The organism is Sphaerisporangium perillae (assembly GCF_023276435.1).
In the GTDB taxonomy this organism is placed as follows: Bacteria; Actinomycetota; Actinomycetes; order Streptosporangiales; family Streptosporangiaceae; genus Sphaerisporangium; species Sphaerisporangium perillae.
In genome coordinates this window covers 80,308-97,434 of record NZ_JALLPO010000035.1, presented here as the reverse complement: position 1 = coordinate 97,434, position 17,127 = coordinate 80,308, and the positions used below count along the sequence as shown (strand labels likewise).

Below are 17,127 nucleotides of genomic sequence, written 5' to 3'. Positions count from 1 at the left end.
CCGGGTCGTCTGTCACAGAGGGGGGTGTTGGAGGAGGCCGGTGAGGGCGGCGGTGCGGAGGTCGTCCCAGCCGTCCGGTGGTGCGATGCGCGCCCACGCGGCGACGACCTCGCCCGCGTAGTCGTGGCCGTGCCCGGGCGGCGCCTCCAGGGAGACCGCCAGATCGGCTGTGATCTGCCAGAACGTCACGAACGGGTACCACCGCATCTCGGGCAGCACGTCGTCTCCGCGCCGCTCCCGCAGCCAGTCCGGTTTGTGGAGGATGAGGCGGGGTGTCCACCACACGATCGGGTCGGAGGGGTGCTGGAGGTACACGACCCGCGGCGTGCTCCACAGTGAGGTCAGCGAGGTGAGGTCGGGCGGCCGGTTGGCGAACCGCACGGTCTCGCCCTTGCGATAGACGGGCAGCGCCTCCCGGCTGCCGGAGTCGCGCTCGTCGACGAACCTGCGCCACAGCTGGCTGCTGTCGGGCGGGCCGGCGAACAGCGCCCCGTCGGTGCGGGCGCGCAGGTCCTGGTCGCCGCTGAACGCCGACTCGGCGCCGAACGCCCCGAGGCTCTCCCCGAAGATCAGCAGCCGCGGGCGGTGCCCCGCGGGAAGCCGGGCCCACCGGGCGTACACCTGCTCGAACAGTTCCCGTCCGGCCGCCTGGGCGCGCTCCCGGTCCACCACGAACGACAGCCAGCTCGGCAGGTAGGAGTACTGCATGGAGACCAGCGCCGTGTCGCCCCCGTACATGAACTCCAGCGCGGCGGCCGCCTGCGGATCCACCCACCCCGTCCCCGTCGTCGTGATCACGCAGAGCACCTTGCGGCTGAACGCGCCGGTGCGTTCCAGCTCCTGTACGGCCAGGGCGGCCCGCCGCTGCACGGTAGCTGCGGAGTCGAGCCCCGCGTAGACGCGGATCGGCGAGGTCGCGGGGCGCCCGCTGAACCTCCGCAGCTCGTCCGGCGCCGCCGCGCCCGCGACGAAGTCACGGCCCTCCAGGCCGAGAGAGGCCCAGGAGACCAGGGAGGAGGGGCCGCCCGACAGCGTGGCCGCCCGCGGCGGTGACGTGCCGGGACTGGTCTCGCGGTTGAGCGCGGCGAAGCTGCTGTCGGCCCCCTTGAGCAGTGCCTCGGTGAGGACGCCGTCTGTCAGGGAGAAGGCCAGCAACGTGACGCCGAGCACCCCGCCGAACCGGGCGACCGAGGGCGGGATCCATCTGGCGAGGACGCGGCCCAGCGCCCGGGCGGCGACCCGGAACGCCCGGGCGAGGGCGAGGAACGCCAGGAACACGGCCGTCGACACCAGGGGCACGCCGAGGTAGCCCAGCCGTTCGGGCGGATGTAACCCCATCAACGCGTATATCTCGCGCTGGAAGCCGACGCCGAGGACCAAAGAGGCGGCGCAGAGGCCGGACCCCAATATCGAGATCACCCACCGGACGATGCGCAGCCGCTCGGGGCCCGGGCGCCAGGACGTGATCCGGCGGACGACCGCGCTGAGGATCACCCCGACCAGGTAGCCCGTCGCGGAGAGCACCCCCGCGATGAGGCCCTGCAGGAACCACGAACGCGGCAGCAGCGATGGTGTGAGGGACAGGCAGAAGAAGATCGTGGCCAGGATGCTCCCTGCCATGTCCAGCCGCAGGGCGATCCGCCCACGCCCGCCATTCCCCACCGGGCCCCCGATCGCCGCCACGTGCCGGCTCCCCCTTCAGTAAAGGCCCGAGGCTCGCGGCTCGGCCGTGGGGCCCGACGGCGGTCAGGTTACCGCTTTCCCGACAATCGGCACGAAGGTCCCCCGCTCCGGCGCCGGTGGAGGCGCGATCGGAGACCTTCGTCTCGGGACGGCGTATGCGAGACCGGTTCGCCCGGCCTGGCCGTTGGGGCGGCCGGCTACCGGACCCGATCGTCTTGACCCCGCCGGCGGAAGTCTTTCTAGTGGAGGAGGAAGAAGCCGTGCCTGCGGGTCTCGCTGACCGGAGTCAGGCGGCGGGCCGGTTATGGGTGCTTTGCCGCCTCTTCCCTCGGCCGCGTCTCGTTGCTAGATTCCAAGCGAGAATTCATTTCAGTTTTGGGAGGTGTGATGCCCGCTCTCAGCGCTGAATCCGAGCCCGCGGTCCCCGGACGGCGAGAGCTGCCGCCCTCCATGGTCGAGCGGATGACGCTGATCATGGATGAGTTCACCGGCCGCTCCACCCGTCTGACGCTGGAGGACGTGGCCCGCCGCACCCACCTCCCGCGCTCGACGGCGCACCGGATCCTCGACCAGCTCGTACGGCTGGACTGGCTCGATCACACCTCCTTCGGCTACAGCCTGGGCAAGCGGGCCCTCGGCCTCGGAGGCAGGGACGGAAGCCACGGCGAGATCCGCGAGGCCGCCGCGCCGCTGCTGCACCGGCTCCAGATCAGGACCGGGATGGTCGTCCACCTGGCCGTCCTCGACGGCTCGGACGTCTTCTACCTGGACAAGGTCGGCGGGCGGTTCGCCACGTCCGTTCCCTCCCGCGTCGGCGGCCGGGCGCCGGCCCACTGCACGGCGCTCGGCAAGGCGATCCTCGCCTGGCTGGAGCCCGAGCAGGTCGACGCGCTGATCGGCGGTTCCATCAGCCGGCTGACCAACCAGACGATCGCCGACATCAACACCCTGCACCAGGAGCTGAACCGGATCCGGCAGCGCCAGGGGCTGGCCTTCGAACGGGGGGAGTGCTTCCCCGACATCTCCTGCGTGGCGGCGGCCATCCGGGGCCAGGAGGGGCCGGTGGCGAGCATCTCCCTGGTGGGCGACGCCCGGACGCCGCTGGAGAAGGTCGCCCCGCTCGTGCTCGACGCCGTGCGGCAGACCGCGCTCGCGCTCTTCTCCGATCAGCGCACCTCGCGGGCGTCCCGCTACGCCGGCCGGACGCCGGACCGGACGTGGTCCATGGAGACCATGAACCGGTTCCTGGCCGTCGGCCAGAACGGCGACTGGCTCTGAGCTCCTCCGCGGCGGGCGGCGGAGGCGGGCGGCGGGCGTACCCCGCCGGGGTCCCGCACGGCCGGGTCACCCCCAGTGGTCGCCCCAGCCCCACAGGTTGGGGCCGAGGGGCGCCTGATCGGGCGTCTCGTGCCGGTCGAGGCCGAACCGGCCCTGGAAGAAGAGCATCGGGCGCTGCTCGATGACCTGCTCCAAGGCGAGGACCGCGCCGATCACCACGTCGTGGTCGCCGGCGACGTGCACGTCCCGCACTTCGGCGTGGACGCGCAACAGCACGCCCGGCAGCGCCGGCGCGCCCCATGGGGAGAGCTCCCAGTCGAGCCCTTCGTACTTCTTGCCCTTGCTGGAACCGAACCGGCCGCAGAGGTCGACCTGGTCCTCGCCCAGCACGTTCACACAGAACCGTCCCGATCTCTTGATCCTCGGCCACGTCCGGCCGTTGTGGTCGGCACAGAACAGGATCAGCGGCGGCTCCAGGGACACCGAGGCGAACGACTGGCAGGCGAAGCCCACCGGCTCCCCGCCGTCGATGCCGGTGACCACCGTCACGCCGCTCGCGAACAGCCCCATCGCGCGCCGGAACTCCGAAGGGGTGGGCGCGGTGGCGCCTGATGGGGGCGTTGTGAGCGCGGAGTCGGCGGATGCAGCGGTCATGGGGGTCCCCTCGGGTGCGGAGTCACACCCGCCGCGTCGCGGCGGCTCACGCGATGAACCTACAAACCCCAAGGCGGCGCCCAGACAGCGGGATCCCGTTGAGTGGGAGGGGTTCGCCACCCGGGACGGTGGCCCGTCCGGCCGTCCGGTGGCCCGGCCCCGGTCTCGCTGATCGGGATGATCATGACGCCCGTCCGCCATGTCGGTTAGCTTCCCGGAAGCCGACATTCCTATCAACAGGACGGGCGATGACCACCGAGCTGACCTACGAGTCGACGGCGCGTGAACTGGCGACCGGGCAGGGCGTGCTGCGTTACCACGAGGCCGGCGACGGCCCGCCGCTGCTGCTCCTGCACGGCTCGGGTCCGGGTGTCACCGGCTGGCGGAACTACCGCGGCAACCTGGCCGTCCTCGCAGAGCGTTTCCGATGCCTGGTCCTCGAGTTCCCCGGCTTCGGGGTCAGCGACCCGACCGACCAGCATCCGATGGTGGCCGCGCACGGCGCGGTGACCCGCTTCCTGGACGGGCTCGGCCTCCAGCAGGTCGACGTGATCGGCAACTCGATGGGCGGCATCGTGGCCACCCAGGTGGCGATCGCGCACCCCGACCGGGTGCGCCGGCTGGTCACCATCGGCGGCATCGGGCAGAACCTGTTCAGCCCGGGCCCCGGCGAAGGCATCAACCTGCTCATGGAGTTCACCGAGCGGCCGAGCCGGGAGGCGCTCGTCCAGTGGCTCACCTCGATGGTCCACGACCCGGCGATCGTCACCGAGGAGCTGATCGAGGAGCGCTGGGCCCAGGCCACCGACCCGGCCACGCTGGCCGCCGCCCGCCGCATGTACGGCCGGGCCGCGTTCGCCGCCCGTACGGCGGCCGCCGCCAGATCCGAGGCCCCGCCGTACTGGGCGATGCTGCACAGGCTGAAGGCCAGGACGCTGATCACGTGGGGGCGTGACGACCGGGTGAGCCCGCTGGACATGGCGATCGTGCCGATGCGGACCATCCCCGACGTCGAGCTGCACGTGTTCCCCAACTGCGGCCACTGGGTGATGATCGAGCAGAAGGCCGCCTGGGAGAGCGTCGTGCTCGCCTTCCTGACCAGGAAGGACGACCGGTGAGCGACTGGGACCACGAGTTCGATCTCGTCATCGTCGGCAGTGGCGGCGGCGGGATGGCCGCCGCGCTGACCGCGCACGACGGCGGGTTGTCGGTGGTCGTGGTCGAGAAGGGCTCGAAGTACGGCGGGAGCACCGCCGTCTCCGGCGGCGGCATCTGGATCCCCAACAACCCGACGCTGCGCGCCAAGGGCCACGACGACAGCCGCGAGTCGATCCGCCGCTACCTCGACCTGCTGACCGGGGGACGGGTGCCCGCCGCCCGGCTCGACGCCTTCGTGGACCACGGCCCGGCCGCGATGAAGCTGCTCGGCCAGAGCCGGTGGATGCGCTTCTTCTGGACCAAGGGCTACTCCGACTACCACCCCGAGCTGGACGGCGGCCGGCCGCGGGGCCGATCGATCGAGGCGCTCCCGTTCGACACCCGCAAGCTCGGCGAGGATGAGCGGCACCAGCGCCCCAACAGCATGAAGGGCCCGCTCGGCCTGTGGGTGACCAGCAAGGACTACCACGACCTGGCCATGGTCAAGCGCACCTGGCGCGGACGCTGGGCCTCGGTCGTCGCGGCCTGGCGGGTCTCCTCCAACCTGGTCCGCCGCCGCCACATGGCGACCGGCGGGCGCGCGCTCGTCGCCCGGATGCGGATGGCGCTCAAGGACGCGGGGATCCCGCTCTGGCTGAAGACCCCCATGACCGACCTGGTCACCGGCGAGGACGGCGCCGTCACCGGGATCGTCGCCCAGCGCGACGGCAAGCCCGTGCGCGTCGGCGGCAGGCTCGGCGTGCTGCTGGCGGCCGGCGGCTTCGACCACAACAAGGAGATGCGCGCCAAGTACCTGCCCGAGGGCGCCCGGGCCGACTTCGGCATGGGCGCCCGGGAGAACACCGGCGACGCCATCCAGGCGGGCGAGCGGCTCGGCGCGGCCCTGGACCTGATGGACGACGCCTGGTGGATGCCGGCCGTGCGGCACCCCGCCGGTGCGACCATCCCGCTGGTGTCGGAGCGGTGCATCCCGCCGTCGATCATCGTGTCGGCGGAGGGCAGGCGGTTCACCAACGAGTCCTCGCCGTACGTGAACTTCGTGCACGACCAGCTCGCGGGCGGGCACGTCCCCGCCTGGTTCGTGATGGACGCGAAGGCCCGGGCGCGCTACCCGTTCGCGCAGATCCTCCCGGGGATGCCGATCCCGAAGGAGTTCTACGAGCAGGGCATCGCGTTCAAGGCCGGCACGATCGCCGAGCTGGCCGGGCGCATCGGCGTCCCGGCGGACGCGCTGGCCGAGACGGTGGAGCGGTTCAACGGGTTCGCCAGGGCCGGCAAGGACGCGGACTTCGGGCGCGGCGACAGCGCGTACGACCGCTACTACGGCGACCCGACGCTGAAGAACCCGAACCTCGACGTGATCGACCAGGCGCCGTACCACGCCGTCCGCGTCGAGGTGGGAGACCTCGGCACCAAGGGCGGGCTGGTGTGCGACGAGCACAGCCGGGTGCTGCGCGAGGACGGTTCGGTCATCGAGGGCCTGTACGCCACCGGGAACGCCTCGGCGTCGGTGATGGGCAACGAGTACGCCGGTCCGGGCGCCACGATCGGCCCCTCGATCGTCTTCGGGTACATCGCCGCCCGGCACGCGGCCGAGCGGTCGCGCATGGACGGGACCACGGGCGGGTGAGGGCATGACGCAGCCGGGACCGCCGGCGGGTGAAGGCGGGGCGCAGCCGGGACCGCCGGCCGGTGAACGCGCGCCGCAGCCGGGACCGCTCGCGGTGCGGGTCATCGAGGTGATCCGGGAGACCGCCGAGGCGCACTCGCTCGTGCTGGAGCCCGCCGACGGCGACCACGCGAGGTTCGGCTACCGGCCCGGCCAGTTCCTCACCATCCGGGTGCCCACCACCCGCGAGGGCGGCGCGGCGCGCTGCTACTCCCTCAGCAGTTCGCCGGTCTGCGACGAGAAGCTCAAGGTGACGGTGAAACGCACCCCGGGCGGCTACGCCTCCAACTGGATCTGCGACAACGTCACCGAGGGCGACGTGCTGGAGGTGCTGCGGCCCTCGGGCACGTTCACCCCCGCCTCGCTCGACGAGGACCTGCTGCTCCTGGCCGGCGGCAGCGGCGTCACGCCGGTCATGTCGATCCTGAAGTCGTGCCTGCGCGCCGGGACCGGGGCGGTCACCCTGCTGTACGCGAACCGGGACGAGAAGTCGGTGATCTTCCGCGACGAGCTGGTCGCGCTGGCCGCCGAGTACGGCGAGCGGCTGACCGTCGTGCACTGGCTGGAGTCGGTGCAGGGCCTGCCCACCGAGGCGGGCTTGGCCACGCTGGCCCGGCCGTACGCCGGCCGGGAGGCGTTCGTCTGCGGACCGGGACCCTTCATGGATCTCGCGACGCGGACCCTGGAGCGGCTGGGCGTCCCGCGCGTCAACGTCGAGCGCTTCGAGTCGCTGGCCACCGACCCGTTCACCGGGTCCGTCGCGCCGATCGACGCCTCCGGCCCCGCGAGCACGGTCGAGGTGGAGCTGGACGGGGAGACCAGGACGGTCGCCTGGCCGAGGAGCAACCGGCTCCTGGACGTCCTGCTCGCGGCCGGCATGGACGCGCCGTACTCCTGCCGCGAGGGCTCCTGCAGCGCGTGCGCCTGCGTGCTGCTGGAGGGCGAGGTCACCATGGAGCGCAACACGGTGCTCGACCGGCAGGACCTGGCCGACGGCCTGATCCTGTCCTGCCAGGCGATCCCGGTCAGCGAGCGGCTCAAGGTCACCTACGACGGTTGATCCCGTTCCCCGTCTCGCGCGGCTCCCACTGAGCGGGAAGCGGGCCCCGGCCGGGACGCCATGACGGGAAGCTTTGCACCACCGTTGACCATCCCCATCGAACCGCGGCGCGAGCGCGGTACGAGACCCGACACGCGGGAGGACCGCATGCTGGATGAGGCGCGGCGAGCGTCCCTGGCCGAACGGCTGTGGGCGGCGGAGCGTGATCGGGAGCCGATCGAGCCGCTGACGGACACCTGCCCTGGCATCGACGCGGTGGACGCCTACGAGATCCAGCTCGCCAACATCCGGCGCCGCCTCGCCGCGGGCGCCCGGGTGTACGGGCACAAGGTGGGGCTGTCCTCCCCGGTGATGCAGCGCATGATGGGCGTGGACGAGCCCGACTACGGCCACCTGCTCGACACGATGGTGCTCTCGGAGGAGGTTCCGATCCCGGCGGGCCGGTACTGCTACCCCCGGGTCGAGGTCGAGATCGGGTACGTGCTCGGGGCGAGCCTGCCGGGGGAGGGGTGCACCGAAGAGGACGTCCTGGCCGCCACCGCCTACGTCGTGCCGAGCATCGAGCTGATCGACAGCCGCGTCAGGGACTGGCGGATCCGCCTGGCCGACACCATCGCCGACAACGCCTCCTCCGCCGGAGTGCTCCTCGGCTCCGCCCGGATGAGCCCGGCCGAGCTGGACGCCGCCGGCCTGGACGTGGCCGACATCGAGGCCGTGCTCTACGCAGGCGGCGAGGAGATCGCCAGGGGCAACACCAGCGCCGTCCTCGGGAACCCGACCACGGCCGTGGCCTGGCTGGCCAGGAAGGTGGCCTCCTTCGGGGTGAAGCTCGAGGCCGGGCACGTCGTCCTTCCCGGGTCGTGCACCAGGGCGGTCGACGCGCGGCCCGGCGACACCTTCCGCGCCGAGTTCGCCGGACTCGGCTCCGTGACCGCGCGATTCGAATGAGGGTGACACAGTGACCAAGGCGACCGCCGCGATCGTCGGCTCGGGCAACATCGGGACCGACCTGATGTACAAGCTGCTGCGCTCCGAGGCGATCGAGCCGCGCTGGATGATCGGCGTCGACCAGGACAGTCCCGGGCTGAAGCGCGCGGAGTCCGCGGGCCTGACCGCCTCGGCCGAGGGCGTCGACCGGCTGCTGGACCAGGGCGAACGGCCCGACATCGTCTTCGAGGCGACCTCGGCGTACGTCCACAAGGAGAACGCGCCGAAGTACCTGGCCCTCGGCATCCAGGCGGTGGACCTGACCCCCGCGGCGCTCGGGCCCGCCGTGGTGCCCGCCGTCAACCTCGGCGCCCACCTCGACGCGCCCAACGTCAGCCTGATCACCTGCGGCGGGCAGGCGACGATCCCGATCGTGCACGCGGTCTCGCGGGTCACCGAGGTGGCCTACGCCGAGATCGTCGCCAGCGTCGCCTCACCGTCGGCCGGTCCGGGGACCCGCGCCAACATCGACGAGTTCACCCGCACCACCGGACGGGGCATCGAGACGATCGGCGGCGCGGGGAAGGGCAAGGCGATCATCATCCTGAACCCGGCCGAGCCGCCGATGCTCATGCAGGACACGGTGTTCTGCGCGATCCCCGTCGACGCCGACCGGGAGGCGATCACCGTCTCGATCAAGGAGGTCGTGGCCGCCGTGGCGTCGTACGTGCCGGGCTACCGGCTGCGCGCGGAGCCGCAGTTCGACGACCCCACGCCGATGAGCGGCGGGCTCGCCAGGGTCGCCGTGTTCCTCGAGGTCGAGGGCGCGGGGGACTTCCTGCCGCCGTACTCCGGCAACCTCGACATCATGACCGCCGCCGCCACCAAGGTCGGCGAGGGCTTCGCGCGGCGCATCCTCTCCGAGCGCTCCTAGACACCAGGGAGATCGACCCATGCCTTACAGCGCCGACCTCGACATCCGGGTCACGGATTCCTCGCTCCGCGACGGCTCGCACGCCAAGCGGCACCAGTTCACGGTCGAGCACGTCCGGTCGGTCGTCGGCGCGCTCGACGACGCGGGCGTGCCGGTGATCGAGGTCACGCACGGCGACGGGCTCGGCGGCTCGTCGTTCAACTACGGCTTCAGCCACACGCCGGAGCAGGAGCTGATCAAGGCGGCGGTGGCGACGGCGAAGCGCGCGAAGATCGCCTTCCTGATGCTGCCCGGCCTCGGCATCCAGGACGACATCCGCGAGGCCGCCGACAACGGCGCGAGCGTCTGCCGGATCGCCACCCACTGCACCGAGGCCGACATCTCCGTGCAGCACTTCGGCCTGGCCAGGAAGCTCGGCCTGGAGACGGTCGGGTTCCTGATGATGGCGCACAGCCGGCCGCCCGAGGCCCTCGCCGAGCAGGCCCGGATCATGGCGGACGCCGGCTGCCAGTGCGTGTACGTCGTCGACTCGGCCGGCGCGCTGATCATGGAGCAGACCGGCGACCGGGTCGCCGCGCTGGTGGCCGAGCTGGGGCCGGACGCCCAGGTGGGCTTCCACGGCCACGAGAACCTCGGCCTCGGCGTCGCCAACTCGGTGATCGCCGTGCGCGCGGGCGCCGTGCAGATCGACGGCTCGACCCGCAGGTTCGGGGCCGGGGCCGGCAACACGCCCGTGGAGGCGTTCGCGGCCGTCGCCGAGAAGCTCGGCATCCGCACCGGCATCGACACCATCAAGATCATCGACGCCGCCGAGGACGTCGTCCGGCCGATCATGGACGGCGAGTGCCTGCTCGACCGGATGTCGCTCACCATGGGCTACGCCGGTGTCTACTCGAGCTTCCTCAAGCACGCCGACCGCCAGGCCAAGAAGTACGGCGTGCCGGGCGCCGAGATCCTCCTCGAGGCCGGTCGCCGCAACCTCGTCGGCGGCCAGGAAGACCAGCTCATCGAAATCGCAGTCGCCCTCGCGGCGAAGAAGTGAGACACGACATGGCCAACCGGGTACTCGAAGCGATCACACAACGGGCCGAGGAGATCAGCGCGCTCGGCCCCTCGAACGAGGCGCTGTGCCGGCTGGACGACCAGGCCGCCAAGGTGCTGCGCGAGGCCGGCGTCATCCGGATGCTCCAGCCGAAGACCTACGGCGGCTTCGAGTTCCACCCGCGCGAGTTCGCCGAGACCGTCATGAAGCTCGCGAGCCTGGACGGGTCGACCGGCTGGGTGGCCGGGGTCGTGGGCGTGCACCCGTGGGAGATGGCGTACGCCGACCCCAAGGTGCAGGAGGAGGTCTGGGGCGAGGACCAGGACACCTGGATCGCCTCGCCCTACGCGCCGATGGGCATCGCCCGGCCGGTCGAGGGGGGCTACGTCTTCAACGGCCGCTGGCAGTTCTCCTCCGGCACCGACCACTGCGACTGGATCTTCCTCGGCGGCATGCTCGGCGACCAGGAGGGCAAGATGGCCCGGCCGCCGGTGTCGCTGCACCTGATCCTCCCGCGGTCGGACTACCGGATCGTCGAGGACTCCTGGGACGTGGTCGGCCTGCGCGGCACCGGCAGCAAGGACGTCATCGTCGAGAACGCCTTCGTCCCCGACCACCGGGTCATCCCGTACGCCAAGGTCGTCGACGGCACCGCGGCCAAGGAGGCGGGCCTGACCAACCCGACCTACCACCTGCCGTTCTCCGCCGCGTTCCCGCTCGGCATCACCGCCGCGGTGATCGGCGCCGCCGAGGGCGCGCTCGCGCACCACATGGCCTATCAGAAGGGACGCGTCCAGATCACCGGCACCCAGATCAAGGATGATCCGTACGTGCTCTACGCGATCAGCGAGGCGGCGGCCGACATCGCCGCGGCGCGGTCGGCGCTGCTGGACAACGCGTCGCGGATGTACGACATCGTGGCCGCCGGCCGCGAGGTCACCTTCGACGAGCGCGCCGTCGGCCGCCGCACCCAGGTCCAGGCGGCCTGGCGGGCGGTGCGCGCCGTGGACGAGATCGTGGCACGGTCGGGTGGCAACGCCATGCGGATGGACAACCCCATCCAGCGCTTCTGGCGCGACGCCCACGTCGGCCTGACCCACGCCATCCACGTCCCCGGAGCCGTCTTCCACGTCTCCGCCCTGACCCAACTCGACATCGAACCCCCCCACGGCCCAATGCGCTCAATGATCTGACCCGGCCCGGGCGCGCGCAGCCGAAGCCGAAGGTGATGGCCTTTGCGAGGTCCACGAGAAGGGACTCTGTTTCGCCGGCGGCTTGCAGCGCGCGCCTGGACCAGGCAGCCGGTAGGCGAGGCCGAGCCGATCCTGTGACCCACACGGCTCACCCACTGAGCACGGGGGCCGCTCCCATAGGAGTGGCCCCCGGCAGTCCGCCTGGGGCCGGGCACCCTCTACGGCCCGCTCGACCGCCTGGCCACCGAAGGACTGGTGAGGGTCACTTGGGCAGCCAGTCCTTCCATATGAGCTTGTTGGCCTCGACCCATTTCTTTGCGGCCTGCTCGGCGGACATGCCCTTGTTGGTCATGTCGTTGGCGACCGCGTTCTGGTTGTCATTGCTCCAGACGAAGTTCCGGACCAGCTCATAGGCGCTGCCGCCGGTGCCGGCGAACTTCTTACTGACGATCTTGTCGAGCAGGTAGGGCGGGTAGTCGCAGGCAACCCTCTTGGGACTGGCATCACAGCCGATGGCATAAGGGGGCAGATTGATCTTGGCCAGTTTGATCTCGGTGAACAGCCATTGCGGTTCGTAGAAATACATCAGCAGCGGCGTCTTGCGCGCGGTGGCCTCCTTGGCCGCCTTGATGAGAGCATCCTCGCTGCCCGCGTAGACCACCTTGTAGTTCAGGTTGAGGTTCTTGACCAGAGCCTCGTCGTTGGTGACGAAGGACGGGTCGCCGTCGAGCACCTGACCGGCGGTTCCGGATTTGGCGGTCTTGAAGAGGCCGGCGTACTTGTTGAGGTTCTGCCAGCCGGTGATGTCCGGATACTTGTCCGCCATCCACTTGGGGACGTACCACCCGATGACGCCCTTGTTGCCGTTGAGCCCGGCGGAAACCGCGACCCCCTTGTCCTCGATGAACTTCTTCTTCAACTCGGGGTGGCCCCAGTTCTCGACGACGACGTCGATATCGCCGCTCTCGAACCCCTCCCAGGATTCGGCCTCGGGCAGCTCCTTGGTCTCCACCTTGTAGCCGAGTTCGTGCGTCAGGAGATAGGCCAGCACGGCGGCGCTCGCCTCGTATCCGACCCAGGGATTGATCGCGATCCTGACCGTACCCTTGGACCCTTTCGCGGCCGATCCCGGCTCCTCGGACGTGCAGCCGGTCAGGATCACGCAGATCGCGAGGGCCATGGCGAACTGTTTCGTTCTCATCAGAGCCTCCGGACCGTGGCCCCCGGGCAGGGGGCCACGGTCGTCATGTCACTGAGGGATCCACGCCTGCCATTTGGCAGGGTTGGCGTCGACCCACTTCTTGGCGGCGTCCTCGGCGGACAGGCCATTGTTCTGTACGTCGTTGGCCACCGAGTTCTGGTCCTCGTTGGTCCACTGGAAGTTCTTGACGATCTGGTAGGCCTTGCCACCGGTGTCAGCGAACTTCTTGCTGACGATCTTGTCGAGGTCGAGCTCCGCGTAGTCGCAGGCGACCTTCTTGGCGTCGGCGTCACAGCCCTCCGTGTACGCGGGCAGGCTGACGCGGGCCAGCTCGACCCGGCTGAACAGCCAGTGTGGGTTCCAGAAGTAGAACAGCAGCGGCTTCTTCTGCTGCTGAGCCTGGGTGGCGCCCTCGATCAGCGCCGCTTCACTGCCGCCGGTGACGACCTTGAGATCCAGCTTGAGGTTCTTGATGATCGCCTCCTCGTTGCTGACGTAGGAGGGGTCACCGAACAGCAGCTGGCCCTTGTCACCCGACTCGGAGGTCTTGAACAGGTCCGCGTACTTGTTCAAGTTCTTGTAGTCGGTGATATCGGGGTACCGGTCGGCCATCCACTTGGGGACGTACCAGCCGATGACCCCCTTGTTGCCGGTCGAACCGGCGGAGAGGGCGACCTTCTTCTCGTCGATGAACTTCTTCACCTCTTCGGGATGGCCCCAGTTCTCGACGATGACGTCGACCTCGCCGGTCTCGAAGCCCTCCCAGGAGACCTGCTCGGTCAGCTCCTTCTTCTCGACCTTGACCCCGCCCTCCTTCTCCAAGACGTGGGCCAGAACGGCGGCACTGGCCTCGTATCCGACCCAGGGGTTGATGGCGATCTTGACAGTGCCGGCGGCCGCCGGTGCGCCCGAGCTCGCCTGCGGGGCCGCTGAACCGGTGCCTTCACCCACCTTGGCGCCGCCGCATCCGGCGATCGCGATTCCAAGGGTGAGAACACCGGCGAGCAGGTGAACCCTACTTCCGATCTTCATGCGTTCCTCTTCTTCTTCTAAGGGGACGGGCGCCTGTCGGCACCCTGCGTGATGCGGTCGAGCATGATCCCGAGCAGCACCGTGGCGACGCCTGCCGTGAAGCCCATGCCGAAGTCGGTGCGCTGCACGAAACCGGATACGACGTCGTAACCGAGCCCGCCCGCGCCCACTAGCCCGCCGACCACGACCATGGCGAGGGTCATGACGATGCCCTGGTTGGCCGCGAGCAGGATCGCCCTGCGGGCCATGGGCAACTGCACCTTCCACAGCAACTGCCCCGAGGTGGATCCTGTGGAGACCGCCGCTTCCACCACGGTCGGCGGGACGCCGCGTATGCCCTCCTCGACCAGGCGTGCCACCGGTGGCACCGCGTAGATCACCGAGGCGAAGATCGCGGTGAACCTGGTGGCGCCGAACAACGCGAGCGCGGGGAGCAGGTACACGAACGCGGGCATGGTCTGCGCCGCGTCGAGCAGCGGTCGCTGCACGGCGGAGAACCTGAGCGAGCGCGCCGCCGCGATGCCGAGCAGGAGCCCGATGAGCAGGGTGAGCGCCACCGCGACGAGCACGGTGGTGAGCGTCTCCATGCCGTGCTCCCAGAGGCCGAGCAGTGCGATCGCGACCAGGCAGCCGAGCGCGGTCAATGCCGGACGTACCCCGCTCGACCACCAGGCCACGGCCAGCACCGCGGCGGCGACCAGCCACCACGGCGCGGAAGTGAGCAGCCCTTGCAGCGGGTTGAGCAGGGCCTCGCTGCTGATGTTCTTGATCGCCGTGGTGACGTCGTACCAGCTGAACTTGGCCCAGGTGACAGCGTCGTTCACCGGACCGGCGAAGCTGATCCGCCACTCCTCGGGGAACTCGGCCGGCAGGACGGCGGCCAGCGCCAGGCCGGCGAGCGCCAGCATCCCGGCCGCGACGTAGCTGACGCGGTCGGAGACGCGCCTGCGGGCCGCGGCCATGGTCATCCGGTCCAGGACGATCGCCATGATCACGATCGCGACGCCTGCGGGGAGCATGAAGCCGACGTTCGCTCTGGACAGGCCGCGGACGATGTCGGAGCCGAGGCCGGGCGCGGAGATCAGCGCGGCGATGACGACCATCGAGAGCGCCATCATGATGGTCTGGTTGATCGCCAGCGCGATCGTCTCCCGCGCCATCGGCAGCTGCACCTTGCGCAAGGTCTGCCGGCGGGTCGCGCCGAGCGACGCCGACGCCTCGATGGCGGTGGGTGAGACCTGCTCGATGGCGAGCGCCGTGATCCTGATCGTGACCGGCAGGGCGTAGATCAGCGTCGCGACCGTCGCGGAGGCCGGTCCGATCTGGAAGAAGAGCACCATCGGCGCCAAGTACGCGAACGTCGGCATGATCTGCATGACGTCAAGGACCGGGGTGATCAACCTGCGCACCCGCGCCGACCCGCCCGTCCAGATGCCCAGCGGGATCCCGACGACCAGCGCGAGCAGCACTGCGGCGACGATGAGGGCGAGCGTCAGCACGCTGGCCTCCCACAGGCCTAGCACACCGAACGACACGAACCCGGCCGCAGCGAGCAGCGCGATCCGCCAGCCGCCCGCGAGCCAGCCGAGCGCGCCCATCACGCCGATCAGCCCGGGCCAGCCGAGGGCGGTCAGGCCGACCTCGAGTAGGTCGTAGAGGCCGGCGGTGAACAGCCGCAGGTAGTTGATCAAGTAGAGGAAGAGCGGGTTCTCGTTCCGGCCCGCGTCGATGGTCTCCCGCGCGTCGTTGATGAAGAGAAAGGGCGCGGCTTCGTCGTCGTGCGGGAGCGTGCCGGTGCCGCGGTAAAGAAGGTAACCAACGGTGAACAGGACCGCGATGCCCGCGAGCACGGCCCAGCGGGGTAACCGCAGGGTCCCTTGAGGCGCCGTGACCGGCACGGCGGGCGCGCTCACGCGCTCGCCTTCTCTGCGTGTACGGCAGGCGCCCCCGCATCGGATGTCATGGCGGTGAGGATGTCGACGCGGTCCACCACACCGACCAGCTCGTCCCCCTGGACGACCCTGATCGGCCTGGCGGAGGCGGTCGACGCGGGAATGGCATCCCTGATGATCATGTCGGCGGGCAGTACGGGACCGTCGAGGTGCTCATCGGATTCGGGATCGCGGCAGATCCAGCGCAGCGAGAGCACATGGCTTCTTGGCACGTCGCGGACGAAGTCGGCCACGTAGTCGTCGACAGGCGCGCCCACCAGCTCCTCAGCCGTGCCGAGCTGCACGATCGAACCGTCACGCATGATCGCGATGCGCTCGCCAAGCTTGAGCGCCTCCGACAGATCGTGCGTGATGAAGACCATGGTCTTGCCTACCTCGCGGTGCAGCCGCATCACCTCGGCCTGCATGTCCCTGCGGATCAACGGGTCGAGCGCGCTGAACGGCTCGTCGAACAGCATCACCTGTGGATCGACCGCGAGCGCCCTGGCCAGGCCCACGCGCTGCCGCATGCCGCCGGAGAGCTGGTCGGGATAGGAGTCGGCGTGACCGTCGAGGCCGACCAAGGTGAGGATCTCTCGGGCGCGCCTGTATCTGTCCGCCCTCGCCATGCCCTGGATTTCCAGGCCATAGGCGATGTTGTCGATCACCCGCCGGTGCGGCAGCAGGCCGAAGTGCTGGAACACCATGCTGACCTGGTGGCGGCGCAGCTCGCGCAGACGGGCAGGGGACGCGCTGCCGACATCCTCCCCGCCGATCCTGATCTCGCCTGCCGTCGGTTCGATGAGGCGGGTGAGGCAGCGTACGAGGGTGGACTTGCCGCTGCCGGACAGGCCCATGACGACGAAAACCTCACCGGGTCGCACCTGGAAGCTCACGTTCCTGACGGCGGCCGTGCAGCCGGTCTTCTCTCGAAGCGCGGCGGGGTCGAGGTCCTTGTCGGAGCAGGCCAGCACCCTCTCGGACCGTGGGCCGAAGATCTTCCACAGTCCGGCGACCTCGATTACCGCACCGTCGGAAGCAGAACTCCGCTCGGCTGCCACTTTCTCCTCCAGAAGCTCGCGGCCTCGTATTCGGCGCCGTCCGATTTGCCGAGGCAGGCTCGGCGGGGGTCAAACCTATGACCTAAACAACGCAAGTCACAACGTCGTGATCTTCCAGAGACCAGGGCGCCTACGGGTCGTTACCAGGAACAGCCGATTATGGAACGCACCAAACACCTAAAAGGCCACATAAAGTGATGTATGGTTGCATGTATACCTTAATCACATTTTCGTGAAGCCCGAATGCGGACCGCAGGCCTTCCCTATGCTCTCGTCGCATGGCTATCTTTTGTCACGTTATGTT

General features: G+C 69.9%; 14 protein-coding genes. 8 read left to right on the top strand and 6 right to left on the bottom strand.

Annotated elements, in window-relative coordinates:
- Window positions 1-12: 12 nt before the first annotated feature.
- The gene (locus MYF83_RS30345; RefSeq protein ID WP_248964163.1) at window positions 13-1,683 is read right to left on the bottom strand and encodes an alpha/beta hydrolase; all 1,671 of its coding nucleotides are present in this window, start codon (window positions 1,681-1,683) and stop codon (window positions 13-15) included.
- 387 nt (window positions 1,684-2,070) lie between these two features.
- Here MYF83_RS30345 and MYF83_RS30340 point away from each other — a divergent pair, with 387 nt between their 5' ends.
- Window positions 2,071-2,961, top strand: a complete 891-nt coding sequence (locus MYF83_RS30340) for an IclR family transcriptional regulator (RefSeq protein WP_248964162.1) — start codon at window positions 2,071-2,073, stop codon at window positions 2,959-2,961.
- A 66-nt stretch (window positions 2,962-3,027) separates the two neighbouring features.
- Here MYF83_RS30340 and MYF83_RS30335 read toward each other — a convergent pair whose 3' ends face one another.
- Entirely contained in the window at window positions 3,028-3,615 is a 588-nt protein-coding gene (locus MYF83_RS30335) for a flavin reductase family protein (RefSeq protein ID WP_248964161.1), read from the bottom strand.
- Window positions 3,616-3,863: 248 nt separating this feature from the next.
- On the opposite strand from MYF83_RS30335, the gene MYF83_RS30330 reads away from it, so the two are divergent.
- From MYF83_RS30330 to MYF83_RS30300, 7 genes are all read left to right on the top strand, one after another.
- Window positions 3,864-4,733, top strand: a complete 870-nt coding sequence (locus tag MYF83_RS30330) for an alpha/beta fold hydrolase (protein WP_248964160.1) — start codon at window positions 3,864-3,866, stop codon at window positions 4,731-4,733.
- Complete coding sequence (locus MYF83_RS30325; RefSeq protein ID WP_248964159.1) at window positions 4,730-6,403, top strand: FAD-binding protein; 1,674 nt, start codon at window positions 4,730-4,732, stop codon at window positions 6,401-6,403. The genes MYF83_RS30330 and MYF83_RS30325 overlap by 4 nt, the downstream gene beginning before the upstream one ends.
- 4 nt (window positions 6,404-6,407) lie before the next feature.
- Complete coding sequence (locus MYF83_RS30320; protein WP_248964158.1) at window positions 6,408-7,502, top strand: ferredoxin--NADP reductase; 1,095 nt, start codon at window positions 6,408-6,410, stop codon at window positions 7,500-7,502.
- 147 nt (window positions 7,503-7,649) lie between these two features.
- The gene (locus MYF83_RS30315) at window positions 7,650-8,450 is read left to right on the top strand and encodes a 2-keto-4-pentenoate hydratase (protein ID WP_248964157.1); all 801 of its coding nucleotides are present in this window, start codon (window positions 7,650-7,652) and stop codon (window positions 8,448-8,450) included.
- Window positions 8,451-8,460: 10 nt separating this feature from the next.
- On the top strand, window positions 8,461-9,363 hold the full coding sequence (locus MYF83_RS30310) for an acetaldehyde dehydrogenase (acetylating) (protein ID WP_248964156.1): 903 nt from the start codon (window positions 8,461-8,463) through the stop codon (window positions 9,361-9,363).
- Between the two features lie 19 nt (window positions 9,364-9,382).
- Window positions 9,383-10,405 carry a 4-hydroxy-2-oxovalerate aldolase gene (gene dmpG / locus MYF83_RS30305; RefSeq protein ID WP_248964155.1) on the top strand — a complete coding sequence of 341 codons (1,023 nt, stop codon included), beginning with the start codon at window positions 9,383-9,385 and terminating at the stop codon, window positions 10,403-10,405.
- Window positions 10,406-10,413: 8 nt separating this feature from the next.
- Entirely contained in the window at window positions 10,414-11,598 is a 1,185-nt protein-coding gene (locus MYF83_RS30300; RefSeq protein ID WP_248964154.1) for an acyl-CoA dehydrogenase family protein, read from the top strand.
- A 262-nt stretch (window positions 11,599-11,860) separates the two neighbouring features.
- On the opposite strand, the gene MYF83_RS30295 is transcribed toward MYF83_RS30300, so the two are convergent.
- From MYF83_RS30295 to MYF83_RS30280, 4 genes are read right to left on the bottom strand one after another with little or no spacing between them, the layout of a single operon-like run.
- Window positions 11,861-12,799, bottom strand: coding sequence for an ABC transporter substrate-binding protein (locus MYF83_RS30295; protein ID WP_248964153.1), 939 nt, complete (start codon window positions 12,797-12,799; stop codon window positions 11,861-11,863).
- 48 nt (window positions 12,800-12,847) lie between these two features.
- Complete coding sequence (locus tag MYF83_RS30290) at window positions 12,848-13,831, bottom strand: ABC transporter substrate-binding protein (protein WP_248964152.1); 984 nt, start codon at window positions 13,829-13,831, stop codon at window positions 12,848-12,850.
- A 17-nt stretch (window positions 13,832-13,848) separates the two neighbouring features.
- Entirely contained in the window at window positions 13,849-15,744 is a 1,896-nt protein-coding gene (locus MYF83_RS30285; protein ID WP_248964151.1) for an ABC transporter permease, read from the bottom strand.
- Entirely contained in the window at window positions 15,741-16,823 is a 1,083-nt protein-coding gene (locus MYF83_RS30280; RefSeq protein ID WP_248964150.1) for a quaternary amine ABC transporter ATP-binding protein, read from the bottom strand. Before MYF83_RS30280 ends, MYF83_RS30285 begins: the two co-directional genes overlap by 4 nt.
- Window positions 16,824-17,127 lie beyond the last annotated feature (304 nt).